Origin of the sequence: Schaalia suimastitidis DSM 15538 (assembly GCF_000429105.1) — a bacterium.
GTDB lineage: Bacteria > Actinomycetota > Actinomycetes > Actinomycetales > Actinomycetaceae > Pauljensenia > Pauljensenia suimastitidis.
Genome location: NZ_AUBF01000006.1, coordinates 1 through 21,116, shown reverse-complemented (window position 1 = coordinate 21,116; position 21,116 = coordinate 1). Strand labels below are relative to the sequence as shown.

Here is a 21,116-nt window from a genome sequence, read left to right as displayed (position 1 = left end):
TACCGCGTAATAGTGACGAAATAACCAAAGGGGCATATTCTTTGGTTAACACTTCAGGTTGGAAGGGTACTTCAACCGCGTACCGTAGGAGGTCCTATGTCGGTTCGATATGCGCTACTTGCACTCGTGTCGCAACAACCTGCCGGCGTATACCGCCTCAAGCAGATGTTCGAAGAGCAAACATGCTCAGCATGGCCGCTCAATATCGGCCAGGTCTACCAAACGATGCAGCGCCTCGAACGTGATGGGCACGTTGTCTCCCACCCTGAAACAAATGATGGCCGAGACTCAGAAGTATTTGAACTGACTGAAGAGGGGCGCGTGGTCCTTGAGGCATGGTGGGCCACACCAGTGTCGCGTGAACGTCCAGAACGCGACGAACTTGTCATGAAACTAGCAGTTGCCGCCGCCGATCCTCGCGTTGACGTCAGTGCGCTTATCCAAACCCAACGGCGCGCCACCCATGAAACGCTGCGTGACATTACGCGTCTCAAGGCCAGTGCTGACGAAACTGAATTGGCGTGGAAGCTCATCCTTGAACGGCATATCTTCGACCTCGAAGCAGAACTCAATTGGCTTGATCATATTGAATCAGGCGCAATTTCGGCAGCCGCGGGGCGCGCATCATTTGCACTGGCAAAGGGTCGGCGTGCCACTCAAGACGCTGACGACCTCGTTGGAACGAAGTGAGCGCCCAGGCGCCTGTCCTAACACTTGAGGCCGTTAGTCACCAGCACGGCAACGGTCCTGCACTTGTTGATGCACTGAAAGACGTGTCATTAAAGGTGTATGCCGGTGAACTCGTTGCGGTCATGGGACCGTCAGGTTCTGGTAAGTCAACCTTGCTCAATATTGCAGGTGGTCTTGAACGCCCCACCAAGGGTACGGTCATTGTGGCAGGACATGAACTGAGCGCCCTCGACGTCGCCGGATGTGCGCGCGTGCGCCTGCGGGATATTGGCTACGTATTCCAAGAGTCAAATCTCGTGCCGGGTTTGTCAGTACTGGAAAATATTGCTCTTCCCCTAGAGCTTGACGGTGTGGCAACATCGGAGGCAATTGCTCAGGCGCGCCTCGCCCTTGAGGCAGTGAGCGCCACAGATCTCGATCACCGTTTTCCTGACGAGCTTTCGGGCGGTCAAGCGCAACGAGCCACCATTGCACGTGCACTGGTGGGGCACCGTAAGCTGCTGCTTGCCGACGAACCGACCGGCGCCCTCGACACTGCCGCAGGCGAAGAAATCATTAGTTTGCTGCGTCAACGTGCTGACGCAGGGGCTGCATGTCTGATGGTGACGCACGAGGCCCGTCACGCTGCATGGGCGGACCGCACAGTATTTTTGCGCGACGGAAAAGTCGTTGATCGCACCCGAAGCGACCGCCCCGAAACATTGTTACGTTAATGAGGCCATAATGGCGCTAGCCCGATACCTTCACCGATGGCGGACCTTATACCGAGTAGTCGCCCGGCAGACTCGAATGGATTTGGGAACCGTTGTTTTTGCTGCGCTGCTCATCGCACTGCCGGTGACACTGGCACTGGGCACTATGTCTGCCTCAATTATGGCTGAGCTGCCGCAGCGCGAGGCATATCAATGGCTAGGTGCAGATGAACGCATACAAGCAGTCGCCGTTCAACTGAACCAAGGGAAAATACGTCAGGACCCTTATGGCGATCACACGGTGACAACAAGCCAAGCCCTTGGACAAGAAGCCTCCCACCACGATATTGAAAAAATCATCTCGCCCAATAACTCAGTGAGTTTGACGCAAAACTATTACCCGCTGAATGTGTGGAATGACGCTGGTAAGCAAGAAATACTCATGGTGACGCAGACCAGCTACCCTGATCATTCAGGTGTGCTGCTGGAGCGAGAAACCTTGGCACCTGGAGAAGTTGCCTTATCCACTGACGTGGCTGCCCGCCTCGGCGTAAGTGTTGGGCAGCGCCTATTTGTTGAGGTTGGCGCAACACCGCAGGGGCGACGATCCGATGCCACCCCCACAGGCACTGCCACCGAAGTGACACTGGTTGAGACCTTTGTTGACGAAAACTCAGTCATCGTCGGTCAGGGCACGGTGACACTGCCCACCGGTGACAGTTCTGCAGTCAAAGCAACACTGTGGACGATCACCGGCCAAGAGCCCGTGACCTGGGATCAGGTGAGACAACTCAATGACCTCGGTCTTGTCGTGACCTCTCGTTACGTCCTTCATCACCTACCCAGCAACAATGAGATAGACCCGCAAGTAGTTGAAGAAACCCGGCTGAGACAACAAAAACTGGTCAATGAGCCGCTTGCTGTAGGTGAACAGATCTTTATTATGCGGGTAACCAATGGCCTGGAAAGTGAATTGTGGGGGCAGGGAAGCACCATTGCGATGGCGCTGATAATTCTGGTCATTATTGTCGAATCGACCATGTTGGTCATGCCTATTTACACCGGTTTTCAACGGCGCCATTTGAGGCTTGTTGCGCAACTACTTGCTATCGGCGCCAGACCAAAGGATATCCGGTGCCTGTTTTACATCTTCGCCCTCTTTCTTGCTGTAGCTTCCTCGGCAACCGCTTTGGTTCTGATGGCAGCCGGTATTACCGTCCTCCATACTTACCTTGAGGTCCCATCGTGGCAGGCGAGCAATACTGTCATTGTTGCAGCTGGCCTCATCGCATTCCTCGTATGTTGCCTATCAGCTATCCCATCGGCCATACACGCAGGGCGCACACATGCAGTTGCCGTATTGCAGCGCCGCTATCGTGAGCGATCGCGTTTGGCGTTGAAATACCGCGTATTTCTTCTGCTACTGCCGCTTGGTGTCGCCACCATTGTTGCAGGCACCTATTGGGGACACCTGATCGTCACGTTCGTAGGTGCAATCCTTATTGCCTTTGCGCTTATTGGTTGCCTGCCGTGGATGCTGACTGGGTCATCACGTTTTAAAGGGCATCGTTATTTGCCGTGGCGTCTGGCGGTGCGTGACTGTATCCGCATCGGACACAGGACCTTCCCCACAATGGCAGCCCTGATGACAGTGGTGATCATTGCCAGCGCCACCCTCGTAATACATGCGAGCCGCGAACGAGCAGTTTGGGAGTCTGCCGCACACGTGGGGCGAGAAGGCGACTTATTTGTTACCTCCAGCGACGAGGACGCAACCACCAGCACCAAGGAAGCGGAACTGGCCCACGCCTCGATGATCGTGGAGCAAATCATCGGAACACACCACTCCACCGCGTTACGAGGCGTGAGCTGGGATTCGGGCGAATGGGGCCCCACCACATTCCTCTTCATGGTGGATCAAGTCACCGGTGATACTGTGCTCTCGTCGGAGGCGTCACGACAAATCAAAGAAACGTCGCCAATTTACATCATTGACGACGGTACATGGCTAGAACATACGCAACTACTCAGTGACAAGGAGCTAAAAGACGCACGCGAGGTGCTGCGCAATGGTGGCGCACTCATCCCAGTTCAAACAGCTGTCAGTCAGGATGGCTGGGCGCAGTTACGTGTTGCTAACACGTCCTGGCTCGACGAATTGACTGTCGATACTGAAGACGATGTGAAGGTCGCGCAGGTGCGGGCACGTTATATCGCTGCAGTTGACATCCCTATTATTTCGCCACAGGTTGCCGAACAGCTGAACGTACCTAATGACATCCTCGGGAGCGTCATTTCTTCACCCACTCACGTGTCTGATCAAGAACTTGGCGCATTGGACAGTGCTTTCGCCGATGCGGACCCGAATCTGCATGTGATGCGTGTAGAGGGTGACGTCAGTGCGTTGCCCTATGTCATCGGCCTATTGGTGTCGATATCGGTGCTGGTGTCGATGAGTATGGTGGCAGCAATCGCGCTTGGACGTGGACGTAAGGAATACGCGCTCCTAGATAGCCTTGGCGCACCACCAACTCTGCGTCGCCGCATCGGAACCGCCCAGGGTCTGGTGTTGACTGCCTACACGGTGCCCACAGCCGTCATTGCAGGAAGTGGAATTGGCATAGCTCTTGTGATGGCTGTTGAACGTGCGACCGCCAGGCAGGGACTGTCAGTGACACCTCCGCTGATGCTTGAGGTGCCGTGGTTTCTGCTTGCGCTGTTACTTATTGGTATCCCCCTAGTGGCGGGCATTGCCTCGGCCATGCTGGTGCCATCACGACGTCAACCAATCCGTAGAATCGGCTAATTCGCTGCGCAGCGTCACCACTGGTGCGGCAGAAACCCATCGAAAATCACCTAAAAATGCGACGATGAATCCCAGCCCCGCAAGCGGTCAAGTTCTCTGCGTTCCTTCTTTGACGGACGGCCTGTTCCGCGCTCGCGGTAGGGGACAGCGGCAATGCCTGGTCGTGGTCGCTCGGGAGACAGGTCCTGGTAACACTGCTTGGCAAGTGGAGCTCCCACACGTTTGACCAGTAGGCCAGTGACGACAAGTATCCGATCGAAACCGTCTACGCGCAGACGAACCTCGTCTCCAAGTGACACAGGCGCGGCGGCCTTTGCGGTCACACCGTTGATTTTGACGTGGCCCGCACGTGCGGCAGCTGTCGCCTGTGAGCGTGACTTCACCTGCCGGACCGACCATAGCCACGTGTCGACCCGGACTGATCGCCCCGAGGCGACAGCAGCAGAGGGGACCGGCAGCGCCTCGGCACACATTAACGGAGTATCGCCATGGGAAGGTGCGGGCCAGCAAGCACCATCAGCGTGGCGGCATTTACCGCGGCGGCCACTGACGAGGCGCGTTCACGTAAGTCTTCACGTGGCAGTTCCGCTGTTGGCGAGGCTGGGCCCGGTTGATGCGTGCAGAGAAAATCTGCCACCACATCGCAGGCCCACGCATCGATGCACAGGATTTGGTGTGGATCTACCGCTTGGTCATCGGTGGGTGCGGCCGTGTATTCAAGTTCTTCGGTACCGATGGCGTCAAAGGAGCCTGTGGCCAACCAGCGGCCTACCGCTTGGCTGTCGACCGCGGTCGATGGTCGAAGGTTGACCACCACAGTGACCTCGCGATGGTCACCGACAAGAGTCGGTGCGGGCGTGGAACAGTAGCCATTGAGGATGCCTGAAATACTGGCACCGCTGGGAACGGTCGCCGCAAATTCAGCGCAACGTCTACGTACGGAATCATCAATATGCGCTGGGTCGACACCCCATTGCCTCAAGGTCTCTTCCAAACCTGACGGCATTTGCGCAATCAGGGCCAAAATGGAACTGAGATTATCAGCGGCACCGCACCCGCATCCGCTGCCGTGAGCGTGGGTATCGCTGTGAGTGGCAACGTCGATACCGCGTTCCCTCAGCGTAGAGCACATCAAGGACAACCACGTTGGGGCGATATTGCGCAGCGCATTCGCGTCGGGTGTTGCCTGAAGTACGGACATGCCTGCGGCGTCATCGCTTGAGACGGGCGATGGTATCCCTACGACATCGGGTGGCGGTGCGAATGAGCATGTGACCAGCAGGTCGGTGACCCATGTTGCTAAGGTTGCCCCTGCCATACGCACCGGTGGCAGCGCGCCTGAATTTGCCTCGTGAATGTTGATCGGTGCCTGTGGACGCCCATCCATACACGCCTGCGGATGGGTCGTCGCGTCGACTTCGACAAGTACCCATTCAGGATGGGTTTCAAGGATGTCTAGGCGGGATAGCAGTGTGGATAATTCGGTGGCATCAGGTTCAATGGACCCGAGGGCACCGCGTAATGGAGTGGAACTCATTACTTCGCTGGCCACCATCTCACGTCAGCAAGTGAGCACAGGTTGCCAGTGATATTGCCACTTGTCACTAGGCGGTACGATCCATCTTCACCAGGCGCAAGGGACACATTTGCCGTGCCTGTGGCTTCAACGGTGTCGCCATTTTTCACGACGCCGTCAATCCAGACATCAACGCGTGACAGTGTGAAACCTTCAGGAACTTCTGTGGGCATATCCCACCGAACTTTACCTGTGAAAGTGGCATTGGTTGAACCAACTTCGATCACACATTCATCCAACGTGAGATGACGTTCTATAGAGTCACCGATGGCTGATGACACGGTGACTGCTCCAACTTCCCATGCACATTGCTCGTTTGTGGCGGCATATTCTTGATCGTTCATGGCCGACAAGTCGCCAAGGAGAGCACGGGTGTCATCGGGTGGTGTTTTTTCGTTCACTTGGGCGCACCAGGCGGCAGCAGCCTGTTTGGCCTGTAGCGCGTCGTATTCTTCTTGCGCTGTGTCGATTTCGGCATCAAGTGCATCAGTTTGTGCTTGGGAATCTAACAGTTGTGCTTCAAGCGTCTGAGTCTGGGCTGAGGCTGCGCGTAACCCGGCTGCGGATAGTCCGAGTTTCACGCCAGAAAGGACCAAGGCGACTGCAGCAACAATAAGGAAGATCAGCCCCGCTGTCGACAAGGGCTTTTTCCCAGAAGGAGCCTGTGGTGCCGGATTTTGTGGGAAGTGGGTGCTCATTGTGCTTCCTCCACAGCAGTGCGCAATTCGTCAAGGGTTGCTTGGCGTTCTTCGTTGATTTGTTGCGAATTGCTGATTTCAGCGTTCAAATCCTGTTGACGTTTTTCCTGTCCCCGGATACCGGCGTCCATCACAAACGAGATGCCGAGGAGTATGACAGCAACGACAAGAAGAATCGAGGCGACAATGATCATGCCGGTACTCTTGCGTGTGTTTTGTGGTTGCGGCGGCGTTGGTGGGGCGACCAGTGGGTGTCCGCTCTGAATATCGCCGTAGGGAAGAGGTGGCGTTACCGTAGGGTACGGCATTTGCGAGGCCTGCGCTGTTGGCGCTGCAAATGGTGACGTTTGTACGGGGGAAACGTCGGCAACACTAGCATCATCGACTGCTGTGACGGCGACATCGGTGGGCGTCACTGCGCCAAAGACTCTTGTTGCCTCCAGCGCAACCTCAGGTTCATTTGGCACAACAGGGGCCTCCAGGATGGTGGTCTCATCGGCCTGTTGGGGTGTATCGACCACCGTGAGTGGGGCGTCAAAAACCTCTGTCGCCTCGTCGTTGGGCGTATCGGCGCTGGTGGCAGGCTCTGTGTCGCTACTTGCCTGCTCTGCGGGTGCCTGGTCCGTGGCTAATGCTTCGCTACTTGCCTGCTCTGCGGGCGCAGGGGCCTCGTCAGCTGGCGTGGCCCAGGATTCAGGGGAAATCTCTGCTGGCTCGGGGGCCGCTACTTCCGATGGTTCAAGTGGCGCTACTTCCGCGGCACCGGCGGACTCTGGGTTATTCTCCGCTGTGTCCGAGGGCGCGACCTCTGCGGCATCGGCGGATTCAGGGGTAACGTCCGCTGTGTCCGAGGGCGCTGCCTCTGCGGAATCTGCTACCTGGTCTGCGTTTGGTGCAACTGAATCACTCTGATGAGTATCTGTATCAAATGGCGGCTGAGCCGGGTTCTCATAAGGGCGGGTATAGCCCGTCCACATCGTCCCATCCCACCAACGAAGCATCCCTGCTTGCGATGGATCAGGGTACCAACCTTGTTGTGGTGTGGACATTGACGCTCCTTTAACAACAGTACCGCGGTATCTACGCCCCTAATCGTGCCACAGTGCTGGTGTAGATGCGACCCTATCCCCAATTCACCGCAGGCACTTCATGTTTTGACGCCTGTAGGTGTGACGCCTGCCCGTTTTATAGGAAGCCTTGCGACCACTAGGCTTGAACCCATGGCCGCATTACTCGCACAGCATCCGCTGCTCACCTTATTTCTGGTCGTGGCCCTGGGTGGCATACTCGGTGCGATACGACTGGGACCACTGCGTCTCGGGGCGGCCGGAGCACTCTTTGTGGGTCTTGCCCTCTCTGCCCTGGTGCCCAATCTTGGACATGGGATTGAACTTGTCCAACAAATTGGTTTGGCATTCTTTGTTTACACCATCGGAATTGCAGCAGGCGCCACCTTTTTCTCTGACCTGAAGAGACAACAGCCTTTACTGCTGGTCACCGCCCTTGTTTGCCTTATCGGTGCGGGCTTGGCCTGGGCAATAGGCGAATGGCTAGGCATTGACCGCAGTCTCACCATCGGACTATTTACTGGCGCCCTCACCGCCGCACCCGCACTCGATGCTGCAAGCCGTGTCACAGGTGATCCGCTCGCAGCCGTAGGCTACGCCTTCGGATACCCCATCGGCGTCATCATCGGGATCCTCGTTGTCTCCTACGTGGTCGTGCAAGCATGGCCCGGCACCAAAGATGCCCCATCGGTCGCCGAAAGCGGCTTGGACGCAGTAACCATCAAGGTGCGCCACACGGTGAGTATGCGGCATGTCAAAGCCTGGGCAGACCAGCGTATACGCATGTCGTACCTACGCCGCGAAGGCCGCACCCGCGTCGTTGTACCAGGGGAGGAACTACGCAAAGGTGACCTTGTGCTGATTGTGGGTGACGCCTCGGCAATTGACGCGTGTATTTCGCAAATCGGTGAACCCGCCGACACCCACCTCGCTAACGACCGCAGCGAAGTGGCATTTGAGCGGATCGTTGTATCGAACCCCGATGTCGCTGGACGCACAGTGGCATCCCTTGCGATAGCGCAGCGTTTTGGCGGTGCGGTCACGAGGGTCCGTCGTGGTGACCTTGATCTGCTTGCGCGCGACGACCTTGCTTTGCAGCTTGGTGACCACGTCGCGGTGGTCGTGCCGACCGAGGAACTCGACGCAGTACAGAGTTTCTTTGGCGATTCTGAACGAGGCGTCAGCGAAGTCGACGGACTAGCCTTCGGACTGGGGATGGTCATGGGGCTGCTCCTTGGTGTGATCGCCTTCCCCATGCCTGGTGGCCAGTATTTCCAACTCGGGTCGGCTGCGGGGCCACTGATTGTCGGGATGCTGCTTGGGGCGCTACGCCGCACTGGGCCCCTGGTGTGGACGTTACCCATTGCCGCCAACCTCACCATTCGCCAAATTGGGCTCATGATGTTTTTGGCAGCATTGGGTCTGAATGCGGGCGATGAACTCGCATCCGTGCTGTTTTCCCCCATGGGATGGCGGGCAGCATTACTGTCTGCTGCCGTCGTCGCCGTGTGCTGCGTACTTTTGGCAGTGGGTGCGCGAGTCCTCAATTTGTCGGCTGCGCGCAGTGCCGGCGCTATTGCGGGCTTCTTGGGCCAGCCGGCGGTGCTTCAGTCGGCAAGCAGTCGACGTGCTGATGAGCGTGTCGAGGCGGCCTACGCCTCGCTCTTTGCCTTCGCGATCGTTGTGAAAATCCTACTCGTTCCCTTGATGTGGAGTATATAAATATGGCTACCCCAGAGTTCATCGTTGCGCTACGCCGCCATGTCGGACATGAGCAATTGTGGATACCTGGCTGCACTGCCGTGGTTGTGCGCCCGAAGAACGGCCTTCCTGCCTCGTCAATTCTCCACGGCCCCATAGACCCCACTTTGGTTGAAATCCTCGTCGTTCAACGTGCCGACAATGGGTGGTGGACACCTGTCACAGGCATTATTGATCCAGGTGAAGAGGCCGCCGCAGCGGCTGAACGGGAAGTGCAGGAGGAAGCAGGTGTTGTGGCTGAGGCGGTACGTCTGTTGAGCACCGAGGTTGTTGGGCCGATGACCTACAGCAACGGCGATCATGCCATATACCTGGATATTGCTTTCTTGCTGCTGTGGCGTAGTGGGACGCCGTGGCCTGCTGATGGTGAGAATACGCGTGCGTGCTTCATGCCTGCCAATGAGTTGCCCGCGATGAATGCTCGCTTTGAGCGGGTGATTAATCGTGCTTTGTCTGGCGAGATTGCCGCTGGTTTTGAGCGTTGCTGAATGCGGCGGCTTTTTCAGGCTGATGCGGTGGGAGTGAGGAACGAGGTGCCCTGTGGTGGGCATATTATGCGAGCGCCGTTATCGAATAGTTATCTTTTGTGCTTGTATCCCGCGAGTGTGACCGTTAACATTCTTGGTGGGTGAGGCATCTACAGCGATGTAGAGGCACTCGAAACCGCCCACGTCAACGTCGGAGTTGACGACACCTTGAGGAGAGTAATCAATGAATATCCGTAGGGCATTGTCCGGACGTCTTCTTGGCGCCTCGGCACTCTTTGCAACCGCAGCGCTGGCATTGTCTGCATGTGCAGGTGGCGGTGCAGGTAGCACCAGCACCGACGGCACGACTGCCGTTGACTCCTCTGATGGAGCCATTAAAGTCGGTGTCGCCATGCCAACCCAAACGTCTGAACGGTGGATTGCTGACGGCAACGCCGTCAAGGAAGGCCTCGAAGCCGCGGGCTATGAAGTTGACCTTCAATTCGCCAACGACGACATTCCTACCCAAACCCAGCAGATCGACCAGATGATCACCAACGGAGCAAAGATCCTTGTGATCGCCTCCATTGACGGCACAGCGCTATCAAGCCAGCTTGACGCAGCAGGTGCTGCAGGCATCCCCGTGATCTCCTACGACCGCCTCATTCGCGACAATGAAAACGTCAACTTCTACGTGTCCTTCGACAACTACAAGGTGGGTGTGGCTCAAGCCAACGCACTGCTCCTAGGCCTTGGCATCGTTGACGAAAACGGCAAAAAGAAGGCCGACGCACCAGCTGGTCCACTCAATATTGAACTGTTCGCAGGCTCCCCTGATGACAACAACGCTGGCTTCTTCTTCAACGGCGCCATGGATACCCTCAAGCCCTACATTGAAGATGGCACCCTTGTTGTGAAGTCAGGACAAACCGCATTCGACCAAGTGGCAACCCTGCGCTGGTCACAAGAAGCTGCGCAAAAGCGTATGGAAGACCTTCTTACCTCCACCTACGGCGGGGGCAGCGAACCGCTCGCTGGTGTCTTGTCGCCCTTCGACGGCATTTCCCGCGGCATCATTACCGCCCTCCAAGGTGCAGGTTACGGCCCAACGATTGCTGAAGGCCTTCCCATTGTATCGGGCCAGGACGCTGAAATTGCCTCAGTGAAACTCATCGCCGACGGCGTCCAGCATTCCACCATCTTCAAGGACACCCGCACCTTGGCTGAACAAGCTGTCAAGACTGTCAAAGCTATCGGTGCAGGCGAAGAACCTGAAGCAAATGACACCGAAACCTACGACAATGGCGTAAAGGTCGTCCCCTCCTACCTCCTTGAAGTTGAAACCGTCATCAAGGACAACATTGAGGAGAAGATTGTCGGCTCCGGCTATTACACCGCCGAAGAAGTCGCCGCCGGCGTCGCTAACTAATCGATAGCCCACTGGCGGGGAGTGTCTGATGCGTAGTAACCGCCACGACACTCCCCGCCCTTGAATACACAACGCAATGATTGGGACAGGTGACATGGCGTCCAATATTCTCGAAATGCGTGACATCGACAAAGGATTCTCTGGGGTGCAGGTGCTCAAGCACGTCAACCTTGAGGTCCGACAAGGCGAAATACACGCCCTCTGCGGTGAAAACGGTGCCGGAAAATCTACACTGATGAAAGTCCTTTCCGGCGTGTATCCTCACGGACAATACGACGGAACCATCATCTTTGATGGCAAAGAAGTACAGTTTTCTTCCATTAAAGATTCCGAGGCCCTGGGTATCGGTATCATCCACCAGGAATTGGCGCTCGTGCCGTTCCTCTCTGTGGCCGAAAATCTTTTTCTTGGCTCAGAAAAACCCAAGAAAGCCGGCCTCATCGACTGGCATGCGGTCAACCATGAGGCAGAAAAAATCCTCAAAATGGTGGGTCTCGACGAAAATGTCACCACCCGCGTAGGACAGCTCGGTGTGGGCAAACAACAACTCATTGAAATTGGCAAAGCCTTAGCTAAAGACGTGCGTTTGCTGATCCTTGACGAACCTACCGCAGCACTCAACGATAATGACTCTGCGCAGCTGCTTGATTTGGTCCGTCAACTCCGTGACCGCGGTGTTTCTGTTGTGATCATTTCCCACAAACTCAACGAAATAGCGGCCATCGCTGATCGCACCACCATCTTGCGTGATGGACAAACGATCGAAACCATCGATATGAAAGACCCAGCATCAACGCAAAATAAGATCATTTCGCTGATGGTGGGTCGCGAACTGTCGCAGCGTTACCCTACACGTCAAGCCAATATCGGTGACGAGCTATTCCGTGTGGAAAATTGGACGGTGTACCACCCCACCCAACAGGATCGTGTCGTCATAAAGGACGCTTCCTTTAATGTCCGTCACGGCGAGGTTGTGGGTATCGCTGGACTGATGGGTGCTGGACGCACCGAATTGGCTATGAGCCTTTTTGGTAGGGCTTATGGACGGGACATTTCTGGCCGAATCTTCAAAGAAGGAAAAGAGATCACCATCAAGTCGGTTTCCGACGCGATTCACCACGGTATCGCTTACGCAACCGAAGACCGCAAACAATACGGCCTCAATCTTATCGACGATATCCGACACAATATCGCCACCGCTGGCCTATTCAAACTGGCAAAACGAGGCATGGTGAATGCGCATGAGGAACTCGCTGTTGCAGTGGACTACAAGGAACGTATGAATATCCGTTCCCAAAGCGTCATGCAACGCACCGGATCTCTCTCCGGCGGCAATCAACAAAAAGTCGTCCTCTCAAAATGGCTCTTTACTGACGCGGATGTCCTCATCCTTGACGAACCGACGCGCGGTATTGACGTCGGCGCCAAATACGAGATTTATACCCTCATTAACACCATGGTGGAAGCGGGTAAAGCCGTCATCGTCATCTCTTCCGAACTTGAAGAGGTACTTGGCATATCCGACCGCATCTACACCCTCGCATATGGGCGAATCACCGGCGAAATGCCTGTATCCGAAGCGAACCAAGAAAACCTCATGGAACTCATGACTATCGAACCTACAAGGGAGCAAGAAAAGTGAGCACCACAAAAGGCCTCGGCGAGATGCTCAAAGGCAATATGCGCCAAAGCGGCATTTTCATCGCCTTCTTCCTGATCGTTGTCCTATTCGCGGTCCTCAACAGTTCATTCTTGAGCCCAGGTAACCTGACGAATATTGTTCTGCAGTATTCCTACATCCTGGTCCTAGCCATTGGTATGCTATTCGTCATTGTTTTGGCACAGATTGACCTGTCAGTAGGGTCTGTTGTCGCTGTCACCGGCGCACTTTCTGCTGTCCTGATCATTAAAAACGGTATGCCGTGGTGGGTAGGGGTATTGGCAGGCATCGCCCTTGGCATTGTTATAGGCGCCTGGCAAGGATTTTGGGTGGCTTTCGTCGGCATCCCAGGCTTCATTGTCACCCTGGCTGGCATGCTCCTCTTTAGGGGCCTCACCTTCCAAATCCTCGAAAACGTGTCGTTGTCACCTTTCCCTAAGCCTTACTACAACATCGCCAACGGCTTCATTAACGGGCTGCTCGGCGGCCAAGGTTACGACGTTTTCACCCTCGTTATCTTCGGTATTGCGGTAGTGGGTTTCGCTTTCCAACAATGGCGCAACCGTCAAGCGCGTATCGCCTACAATCAGGCGGTTGAAGCAATGTGGCTGCTTATCGTCCGCATTGTTGTCGTTGGCGCCATCGTCATGTGGTTCTCCTGGCAGCTCGCCCAATCACGTGGCCTTCCTAACGTCTTGATCCTTCTCGCGGTCCTCGTCCTGATCTACGGTATCTTGGCTAATTCCACCGTATTTGGACGCGATGTGTACGCCATCGGTGGTAATAAAGCGGCAGCGGCGCTGTCAGGCATTAACGTGCGGATGGTGACCTTCTGGACCTTCGTCAATATGGGCTTCTTGGCCTCTGTTGCAGGGGTGGTCTACTCGGCACGCATGAATGGTGCTCAGCCTTCAGCGGGGAATATGTTCGAGCTTGATGCCATTGCCGCATGTTTCATTGGTGGCGCATCAACCACCGGCGGTATCGGACGTATCTCTGGCGCCCTGATTGGTGGTCTGATCATGGCAGTGATGTCCAACGGTATGCAGCTTCTGGGCGCTTCCACTTCCACCCAACAAATCGTCAAAGGCATGGTGCTTCTGCTTGCTGTTGCCTTCGACGTGTGGAATAAGCGCCGAGCGGGCGCACAGTGACCTGCGCACGGTGTCGCCCGCACCGTGACGCACACAGTGACATGTGCAGTGTTGGACGCACAGTGAGGTAAGCATAGCGTCGCGCCCGTTGTGACACCGTTTATACGCCAGTCAGGGGTGAAGCAAAACAAATGCTTCACCCCTGACTCCTTTCACCACTACGATTACTGACGAAGCCCAAAAACGTGAGGAGAAACAGTGGCACGCCCACGAAGTACGGATCGCCCCCCGTCAATACATGACGTGGCTGCCCAAGCGGGGGTGTCACACCAGACCGTTTCTCGCGTTCTTAATAACAAGGGCCGTGTCGCAGAGTCAACAAAAGAAAAAGTTCGCCAGGTGATCCAAGAGTTGGGGTATCGCCGCAATACGGTGGCACGCGCCTTGTCGACGCGCCGCTCTGGCATACTTGGCGTCGTCACCACCAACAAGTGGTATTACGGCCCGACCTCAATCCTGCTGTCGGTTGAGATTGCTGCACGTGATGCAGGCTATTACACGGTGGTGGCCCCCGTGGATGACAGTGACTCCGATGCGATTACCACAGCCTGTGAACGCTTCCTCACGCTGCCTGTGGAGGGCATCATCCTGATTGCCCCTGGACGTCTGGTGCACTCTGAATTGTGGGGTGCCCAAATGTCGGTGCCCTTCGTTGCAGTGACATCGAATGAACCGGAGAAACACAGTGGCGCCATCACCATTGAGTTTGACCAGTACGAGGCGGCGCGGCAAGCGATGGAGCACCTGTTTGACCTTGGACATACAGATATCGCCCATATCGCAGGACCCGCAGATTCTATTCATGCACGTATCCGCGAAGATGTGTGGGCAACTGCGATGAAGTTGCGTGGCCTTCCGCTGCGCCCAATCGGTGTGCGCGGATGGGGTGCCGACGTTGGTTACGAACAGGGGAAAGCACTATTAGCAACGCCGTGGCCAACGGCCGTTTTTTGCGGAAATGACGAGGTGGCCGCCGGTTTTTATGCGGCATGTGACGAGGCGGGGGCGCGGATTCCGCAAGATATTTCCGTCATCGGTTTCGACAATGAGCCAACAACGGCATACTACCGACCCGCATTAACTACGGTGGCGCAAGATTTTCCTGAACTGGGTCGCGCGATTGTGTCAACGATGCGTGATGCCATTGACAATGGGCCAGTTTCGGGCAGACAACATCTGTCGGCTCGTCTGATCTTACGGGACTCCACTGCGGCGCCTCGGCAGGAAGCATAAGCGGCTGGACAGGTAGCCTGCTGTGCGGCCATATTGTGGCCGAATGCCGCGCGCATTCCCTCCCCCTTGCTAGACTCTTTCCTGCAAGACAGGGGAGCCCCCGCATGTGGAGCGGGAGCTGAGAGTGCGCACGCAGACCCTCGAACCTGAACCGGTCAATACCGGCGTAGGAAGTCGCAATCTCTAGCCGTCCATCGACGGTTTCAACCCCTCCCGCATACGCTGAGGAGGAACTTAGCATGGCCCACACACGCCCATTGACACGCTTATTCGGCACGGTTCTCACTGTCGCCAGTATCGTTGCCCTGGCTGCCTGCACGACGCAGAGCACCTCAGACACTACCGATACGAGCCAGGCCGCAAGCGAAACGTCGCGGTCAATTGTTGTTTTGTCCCACGACTCATTTGACTTTCCTCAAGAACTCCTCGATACCTTTACCGCTAACACAGGGATTGAGGTGACTATCCAAGCAATTGGAGACGGTGGAACACTCGCTAACCAGTTGGTCTTGACAAAGGATGCGCCACTAGGTGATGCGGTTTATGGCCTCGACAATACCGTGTCATACCGCATTGCAGGCCAGGGCGTCATTGCAGAAACCACCGTGACTAGTCCCAACGAGAATCTCAACTTCGCTGGTGAAGCCGGACTTATCCCCATTGATCAAGGTGACGTCTGCGTCAACTTCGACAAGACCTGGTTCGCGGACAAAGGTATGGTGGCACCACAGACCTTCGAAGATCTCAGCCGCGCAGAATACAAGGACCTTCTGGTGGCGATGAACCCAGCCACTTCCACCCCAGGTATGGCATTTATGTTGGCCACCATCGCCCACTTCGGCCAGGATGGGTGGGTCGAGTATTGGCAAACACTGAAAGACAATGGTGTGAAGGTGACACAAGGGTGGTCAGAAGCCTTCGCGGTCGACTACTCGGCAGGCGAGGGCAGCGGTCCCTACCCGATGATGGTGTCCTACGGTTCATCTCCGGCATACTCGGTCAATGACGAAGGGACTGACACGTCTACTGCATCGATGTCCCAGACCTGCTATCGCCAGGTCGAATACGCGGGGGTTCTTGCGGGCGCTAAGGATGCTAACGGTGCGGCCCAATTCATTGAATATATGCTCACCCCCGAGGTGCAAGCAGCCATTTCAGAGGTCACCTACATGTTCCCTACTGTTGAGGGGGCGCAGGCACCTGAAAACCTGGTCACCTTCGGTCCGCTGTCACCAACCCCGGTGATGATCCCAGCTGATGACGTTGCTGCCAACGCAGAGGTATGGCTACGCACCTGGCAAAGTACCGTCATTGGCTGACCGCTAGTGTGATGCGCAGGTATGCCTTGTGGTCGCTTGCTTCTCACGAGGCTGTGCAGTTTGAGGCACAGGGCATACCTGTAGCGGACATCACTCAGTGCAGATCAAAGCCCACTGAGCGCCGCGTAGAATACCGCACTGCATGACATGTGCCAAGGTGCACGCAAGCGACGAAAGGAGGAGAGAATGTATCGCACGATAATGCGCAAAGCCGCCACAATCAGCGTATGGGCGTTGTGCTTAATGCTCCCCCTAGCTTTCCTCCTCGTTTTTTTCGCGTGGCCCGCTGCCAACCTAGTCCTTCGAGGTTTCGTCAACGAAGCTGGTCAGTGGGATATCACCGCGTTTTACCAGGTATTCACCCGTAGCCGCACATGGCGCATCATCGGCCTCACCCTTTCAATGGCAGCGGCGGCAACCGTAGCGTCAGTCATCCTTGGTGTGCCAGGTGCCCACGTTTTGTACCGATTGACATTCCCGGGGCGCGTAGTGGCACGCATCATCGTGTCCATCCCCTTTGTCCTACCAACTGTGGTTGTTGGTGTCGCATTTCGTTCACTGCTATCGCCGGGCGGGTGGCTGGCATTTCTTGACCTTGACGGCACGGTGATAGCGGTCGTGGCTGCCATGGTGTTCTTTAATTACTCGTTGGTTGTGCGGACCGTTGGTAGTGTGTGGTGTCGTTTAGATCCACGCATGGTGCAGGCTGCGCGTGCACTAGGGGCAGGGCCGATGCGCGCATTACTTACGGTGACGCTGCCGAGTTTGCTGCCCGCAATTGCGTCAGCAGCATCTGTCGTTTTCTTGTTTTGTGCGACTGCATTTGGAATTGTCCTTATCTTGGGTGGCGTGCACCTGGCGACGATAGAATCCGAAATATACCTTCTGACCACATCTTTCCTTGATTTACGAGGCGCCGCGGTCTTATCCGTCATTCAGCTAGCGGTGATCTCCGCGTCTTTATGGGTGGCAGGTATTGCCCGCAAACGGGGTGAACGCGCGTTAGCTCTGCGCTCAGATGCCCACGAAAAAGTGCCGACACGCGGTGATCTTCCTGCTCTTATCTGCACTGCGATGGTGGTAGGTGGCCTACTGCTTGCGCCAATAGCAGCTTTGGTGTGGCGCTCATTTCATCGATCAGGACAACTCACGTGGGCGAATTGGATGGACCTTGCCGATGCGCAGTTGTCGCCTGCCATTCGCGTGAGTGCACTGGACGCTACAGCAAACTCTGTGCTTGTGGCATTGCAAGCCAGCGCAATAGCTTTAACCATTGGTGTCACGGTTGCCGTGATTGTCAGTCGAAAACCGCGCAGCAGGGCAGGTAGTGCAGCGGTGTCATTCTTTGACGCACTTTTCATGCTGCCTCTTGGTGTGTCAGCTGTGACTGTAGGATTCGGATTCCTGATCACCTTGAATCAGCCGCCCTTGGATCTACGGTCGTGGCCTTTGCTGATCCCCACTGCCCAAGCGGTGGTGGCCGTGCCACTGGTGGTACGCCTCGTATCGCCTGTGTTGCGCGCCATCGACCCGCGTCAACGCGAAGTGGCGGCCACATTGGGGGCTGGTCCAATGCGTGTACTTGCCACTATCGACGGTGCGCACCTTTTGCGCGCGGGCGCTGTTGCCGCAGGTTTCGCCTTTGCGACATCCCTCGGGGAATTTGGTGCTACCGCATTCCTTGCGCGACCAGAGGCCCCCACACTCCCAGTGATGATTTATCGGCTTATTGCGCGTCCTCATGCAGCAGAACAAGGCGTGGCGATTGCCGCATCTGTCCTCCTTGCCATAGTGGCGGCCGCGGTAATGGTGTGCGTCGAAAAAGGCAGGCCTTCTACTTCTGGAGATTTTGCATGAACGACCCTGCGTTGAGTCTTCGCCACGTCAATGTCCATTATGGTTCCACCAAGGCCGTTGATGCGTTGAGTCTTGATATTTTTCCCGGCGAGATCCTTGCTCTTTTAGGGCCGTCAGGGTCTGGAAAATCCTCCCTCCTGCGTGCCATTGCTGGTTTAGAAAATATTCGCGGCGGCCAAGTGTTGTGGGAAGGTGAAGATATCACTGCTCTTCCAGTGCATCGACGCGGCTTCGGCTTAATGTTCCAAGATGGGCAGCTTTTCCCGCACGCGGATGTGGCAGGCAATGTCGCCTATGGTCTGCGCAGTCACAAGAGGCAGGAGCGCACTGCCACCGTGGCGCGATGCCTTTCCATGGTCGGCATGGGCGATTATGCGCACCGTAGCGTACATAGTCTTTCAGGTGGACAAGCTCAACGTGTTGCTCTGGCGCGCGCTCTTGCCCCTCAACCGAAACTCCTCCTACTTGACGAGCCACTATCAGCCTTAGATCGCAGCATGCGCGAGCATCTGTCGGTGGACATACGAACCATATTGCGTCAGACAGGGATGACCTGCGTGTATGTCACGCACGATCAGGATGAAGCCTTCACAGTGGCTGACCGCATTGGTGTGATGATCGGCGGACAGCTTGCTGGCCTCGATACTCCCAGCGGCTTGTGGACACATCCGAGGCGTCACGATGTTGCCGAGTTCCTTGGCCAAGGGCCTGCGTTCCGTGCGCCCGACGGGACGGTGCGTATGGCGGTACCGTCGGCCGTACATGTTGAAGAGTATGTGCCACACGGCAGCTCTGATACAGAAAGGCCAGTTAGTGGGCGAAGGAATACCAGGGGGAGGGAGGGTGACGGCCCGGAGGGGGCAGCTCCCGCACTTGCGGCGGTGGGACAGCAGAATGACTGCCCGCAGCAGTCGGCCTCGGAACTGCGTTTACCAGCGGTTGTGACGTCGGTACGTAGCGCTCGCGGACGATGCGAGGTGGAGCTGAAGGCGGATGATCGCCGTTTCCGCGTCGCATTACCGTATGACCATGTGATTACCCGTGCTCAGCGCTGCACCATTGTCATTGACTACCGAGCATGTCCGGTGGTGGCCGATGGTTGAGGTTGTTTGGTCGGGTGGGTTGCTTCCTCCTGCGGTATTTGCCTCACTACGCGAAACCTTGGAAGGTCGTCGCCTGTCAAGGCAGTACACCCGGGCAGCTAGGCGTAATACGACACCTGTTGTCGTTATCGACGGGCCATCAGGTGCAGGAAAAAGTACTTTCTTAGCGTATTTGGCTCGGCAGTTAAGGATTGCGGGGGTTCGTTTCCAAGTGGCCAGGGCAGATGATTGGTTTCCTGGGTGGGATGGACATGCTTCGGGAGGACAAAGTGCTGCGGCCTTAGTTGCTGGCAGCCGTTCGCGGCCTGCGTCGCATGCCGAGGCGATGGTGCCTAATATGGCAATCGTTGACAGCAGCAGGGTGGGGTACCGTCACTGGGATTGGGAGCAGATGCGTGCCGATGGTGTCACACTGCTGGACCCGAGTGTGCCGCTCATAATTGAGGGGTGCGGTGTGCTGACGCTGGTGACGCGCCAGATGGTCGAGGCAGCCGTGTGGATCGACGCGCTCGGCGGTGAAGAGGAGCGGCAACGTCGCGCAATTGTGCGTGATGGTGAAATATTTGAGCCTTGGTGGCACCGGTGGGCAGCTCACGATCGGCGGCATCGCGATGAAGACTTGCCGCAGATGCTTGCGGATATTCAGATTTGGACATAGGGCAATAGCATCTGGCACTCGACATTTCAGTGTGTCAGCTATTGCGTGCTGGTGGTGGTGAGGATGCAGAGTGGTGTGGGGTGGGGCATGTTATTCCAGTGACCGGTCGCGGCGTGAAGGGATGTAGTGCTCGCCTTTGGGTAGGGCCAGTTCCCATGCGGGCGCGGTCAGACGAGTCCGCGAATTCGGTACGGTTGACCCATCACTAGGACGCCGAGACGATGTTGCGCTGATTGATGCTCCGCGTGGGCCCAGCAGCATCAAACGCACGTACCCACCGTGTTCAAGGTTGAGCCACCAAATAGACGCATCATCACCTTCACCATGGACGCTGATGGTGTCAAAGCCAAGGGGGATAAATAATTCATCTCCCAACGCCCGGGCTGCTTCGATATCAACAGGATCAGCAAAGCCGATACCTGCTGTCTCGAGGTCGAAGGCTTCCCCCGAGGTTCGTAACACTGAATCCCTGATGAGTGTGGCTCCTGCGCTGTAGGCTTCCATTCGTTTAACGAATTGCCCTAACGCGGGCTCAACACTGTGTTGGAAATGCTCCACTGTTTCACGCTCTTCCAACGGTAGTGATCCTTCAAACCACATACGTTCCTCCCCACCACTACACGCAGATATCACCATCACACACACCACCACACACACGCGCAGCAGCCGCTGGCTCCACATCATGGTTCCACCCCCGCCACAATTCGAGCAATATCATGCAAGGCGCCTGACGGCTGACCCGTTACAGGATCCACCATAATGTAGTTACTATGCCGAGCAACAGGATTCACCCACTCGGCCAGGCCACTCACACCGGGTGCATCACCTGAAATACGTTCAAACTGGTCAATATCCAAAGGATTAGGGCCATGGACCCAATGCCCCACACCAGCTACCGCATCATGACTATCCACAGCAGACACATACGCGCCACCATCAAAGTTGT

General features: G+C 56.3%; 19 protein-coding genes and 1 riboswitch. Of the genes, 13 read left to right on the top strand and 6 right to left on the bottom strand.

The features are described from left to right. Window positions 1-96 precede the first annotated feature (96 nt). The 3 genes from G438_RS0100170 (at window position 97) to G438_RS0100160 (ending at window position 4,188) form a co-directional block, all read left to right on the top strand. Window positions 97-690, top strand: a complete 594-nt coding sequence (locus G438_RS0100170; protein ID WP_026459641.1) for a PadR family transcriptional regulator — start codon at window positions 97-99, stop codon at window positions 688-690. Beyond that, window positions 687-1,403, top strand: coding sequence for an ABC transporter ATP-binding protein (locus G438_RS0100165; protein ID WP_026459640.1), 717 nt, complete (start codon window positions 687-689; stop codon window positions 1,401-1,403). Before G438_RS0100170 ends, G438_RS0100165 begins: the two co-directional genes overlap by 4 nt. A gap of 76 nt (window positions 1,404-1,479) precedes the next feature. Continuing rightward, window positions 1,480-4,188, top strand: a complete 2,709-nt coding sequence (locus G438_RS0100160) for an ABC transporter permease family protein (protein ID WP_026459639.1) — start codon at window positions 1,480-1,482, stop codon at window positions 4,186-4,188. Window positions 4,189-4,238: 50 nt separating this feature from the next. On the opposite strand, the gene G438_RS0100155 is transcribed toward G438_RS0100160, so the two are convergent. From G438_RS0100155 to G438_RS10060, 4 genes are read right to left on the bottom strand one after another with little or no spacing between them, the layout of a single operon-like run. Next, window positions 4,239-4,661 carry an RNA-binding S4 domain-containing protein gene (locus G438_RS0100155; protein ID WP_026459638.1) on the bottom strand — a complete coding sequence of 141 codons (423 nt, stop codon included), beginning with the start codon at window positions 4,659-4,661 and terminating at the stop codon, window positions 4,239-4,241. Beyond that, window positions 4,661-5,725, bottom strand: coding sequence for a hypothetical protein (locus G438_RS0100150; protein ID WP_026459637.1), 1,065 nt, complete (start codon window positions 5,723-5,725; stop codon window positions 4,661-4,663). Before G438_RS0100150 ends, G438_RS0100155 begins: the two co-directional genes overlap by 1 nt. After that, entirely contained in the window at window positions 5,725-6,462 is a 738-nt protein-coding gene (locus G438_RS10065; protein WP_034284503.1) for a hypothetical protein, read from the bottom strand. The genes G438_RS0100150 and G438_RS10065 overlap by 1 nt, the downstream gene beginning before the upstream one ends. Further along, complete coding sequence (locus G438_RS10060) at window positions 6,459-7,511, bottom strand: DUF2510 domain-containing protein (RefSeq protein WP_034284500.1); 1,053 nt, start codon at window positions 7,509-7,511, stop codon at window positions 6,459-6,461. The genes G438_RS10065 and G438_RS10060 overlap by 4 nt, the downstream gene beginning before the upstream one ends. Window positions 7,512-7,682: 171 nt before the next feature. On the opposite strand from G438_RS10060, the gene G438_RS0100135 reads away from it, so the two are divergent. The 10 genes from G438_RS0100135 to G438_RS10050 all read left to right on the top strand — a co-directional run bounded on the left by G438_RS0100135 (window position 7,683) and on the right by G438_RS10050 (window position 20,170). Then, a complete protein-coding gene (locus tag G438_RS0100135; protein WP_026459636.1) occupies window positions 7,683-9,251 on the top strand; it encodes an aspartate:alanine exchanger family transporter in 1,569 nt (522 codons plus the stop codon). Between the two features lie 2 nt (window positions 9,252-9,253). Beyond that, window positions 9,254-9,778, top strand: a complete 525-nt coding sequence (locus G438_RS0100130; protein ID WP_026459635.1) for an NUDIX domain-containing protein — start codon at window positions 9,254-9,256, stop codon at window positions 9,776-9,778. 223 nt (window positions 9,779-10,001) lie between these two features. Beyond that, complete coding sequence (chvE, locus tag G438_RS0100125) at window positions 10,002-11,186, top strand: multiple monosaccharide ABC transporter substrate-binding protein (RefSeq protein ID WP_034284495.1); 1,185 nt, start codon at window positions 10,002-10,004, stop codon at window positions 11,184-11,186. A 94-nt stretch (window positions 11,187-11,280) separates the two neighbouring features. Then, window positions 11,281-12,828, top strand: coding sequence for a multiple monosaccharide ABC transporter ATP-binding protein (mmsA, locus tag G438_RS0100120; protein ID WP_026459633.1), 1,548 nt, complete (start codon window positions 11,281-11,283; stop codon window positions 12,826-12,828). Continuing rightward, entirely contained in the window at window positions 12,825-14,000 is a 1,176-nt protein-coding gene (gene mmsB / locus G438_RS0100115; protein WP_026459632.1) for a multiple monosaccharide ABC transporter permease, read from the top strand. The genes mmsA and mmsB overlap by 4 nt, the downstream gene beginning before the upstream one ends. Before the next feature lie 198 nt (window positions 14,001-14,198). Next, window positions 14,199-15,233: a LacI family DNA-binding transcriptional regulator gene (locus G438_RS0100110; protein WP_026459631.1), complete on the top strand. Its 1,035-nt coding sequence runs from the start codon at window positions 14,199-14,201 to the stop codon at window positions 15,231-15,233. An 80-nt stretch (window positions 15,234-15,313) separates the two neighbouring features. After that, window positions 15,314-15,423: riboswitch (TPP riboswitch) on the top strand. Between the two features lie 49 nt (window positions 15,424-15,472). Then, window positions 15,473-16,552: a thiamine ABC transporter substrate-binding protein gene (locus tag G438_RS0100105; protein WP_026459630.1), complete on the top strand. Its 1,080-nt coding sequence runs from the start codon at window positions 15,473-15,475 to the stop codon at window positions 16,550-16,552. A gap of 186 nt (window positions 16,553-16,738) precedes the next feature. Beyond that, the gene (locus G438_RS0100100) at window positions 16,739-18,409 is read left to right on the top strand and encodes an ABC transporter permease (RefSeq protein WP_051259146.1); all 1,671 of its coding nucleotides are present in this window, start codon (window positions 16,739-16,741) and stop codon (window positions 18,407-18,409) included. Beyond that, a complete protein-coding gene (locus G438_RS11765; RefSeq protein ID WP_051259145.1) occupies window positions 18,406-19,512 on the top strand; it encodes an ABC transporter ATP-binding protein in 1,107 nt (368 codons plus the stop codon). Before G438_RS0100100 ends, G438_RS11765 begins: the two co-directional genes overlap by 4 nt. Beyond that, window positions 19,505-20,170 (top strand): nucleoside/nucleotide kinase family protein, encoded by a 666-nt coding sequence (locus tag G438_RS10050; protein ID WP_051259144.1) that lies wholly within the window; start codon window positions 19,505-19,507, stop codon window positions 20,168-20,170. The genes G438_RS11765 and G438_RS10050 overlap by 8 nt, the downstream gene beginning before the upstream one ends. A 90-nt stretch (window positions 20,171-20,260) precedes the next feature. On the opposite strand, the gene G438_RS0100085 is transcribed toward G438_RS10050, so the two are convergent. Then, window positions 20,261-20,854 (bottom strand): DUF4853 domain-containing protein, encoded by a 594-nt coding sequence (locus G438_RS0100085; protein ID WP_131245685.1) that lies wholly within the window; start codon window positions 20,852-20,854, stop codon window positions 20,261-20,263. Next, on the bottom strand, window positions 20,851-21,116 hold a 266-nt coding region (locus tag G438_RS10045), incomplete at its 5' end, for a hypothetical protein (RefSeq protein WP_034284492.1). The genes G438_RS0100085 and G438_RS10045, both read right to left, overlap by 4 nt.

Coding starts and splice junctions, on each gene's coding strand:
- G438_RS0100160 (WP_026459639.1), top strand. CDS start 1,480: ATGGATTTGGGAACCGTTGTTTTTGCTGCGCTGCTCATCGCACTGCCG.
- G438_RS0100100 (WP_051259146.1), top strand. CDS start 16,739: ATGTATCGCACGATAATGCGCAAAGCCGCCACAATCAGCGTATGGGCG.
- G438_RS0100130 (WP_026459635.1), top strand. CDS start 9,254: ATGGCTACCCCAGAGTTCATCGTTGCGCTACGCCGCCATGTCGGACAT.
- chvE (WP_034284495.1), top strand. CDS start 10,002: ATGAATATCCGTAGGGCATTGTCCGGACGTCTTCTTGGCGCCTCGGCA.
- G438_RS0100105 (WP_026459630.1), top strand. CDS start 15,473: ATGGCCCACACACGCCCATTGACACGCTTATTCGGCACGGTTCTCACT.
- G438_RS11765 (WP_051259145.1), top strand. CDS start 18,406: ATGAACGACCCTGCGTTGAGTCTTCGCCACGTCAATGTCCATTATGGT.
- G438_RS10060 (WP_034284500.1), bottom strand. CDS start 7,511: ATGTCCACACCACAACAAGGTTGGTACCCTGATCCATCGCAAGCAGGG.
- mmsA (WP_026459633.1), top strand. CDS start 11,281: ATGGCGTCCAATATTCTCGAAATGCGTGACATCGACAAAGGATTCTCT.
- G438_RS10050 (WP_051259144.1), top strand. CDS start 19,505: ATGGTTGAGGTTGTTTGGTCGGGTGGGTTGCTTCCTCCTGCGGTATTT.
- G438_RS0100155 (WP_026459638.1), bottom strand. CDS start 4,661: ATGTGTGCCGAGGCGCTGCCGGTCCCCTCTGCTGCTGTCGCCTCGGGG.
- G438_RS0100170 (WP_026459641.1), top strand. CDS start 97: ATGTCGGTTCGATATGCGCTACTTGCACTCGTGTCGCAACAACCTGCC.
- G438_RS0100150 (WP_026459637.1), bottom strand. CDS start 5,725: ATGAGTTCCACTCCATTACGCGGTGCCCTCGGGTCCATTGAACCTGAT.
- G438_RS0100135 (WP_026459636.1), top strand. CDS start 7,683: ATGGCCGCATTACTCGCACAGCATCCGCTGCTCACCTTATTTCTGGTC.
- G438_RS10065 (WP_034284503.1), bottom strand. CDS start 6,462: ATGAGCACCCACTTCCCACAAAATCCGGCACCACAGGCTCCTTCTGGG.
- G438_RS0100085 (WP_131245685.1), bottom strand. CDS start 20,854: ATGATGTGGAGCCAGCGGCTGCTGCGCGTGTGTGTGGTGGTGTGTGTG.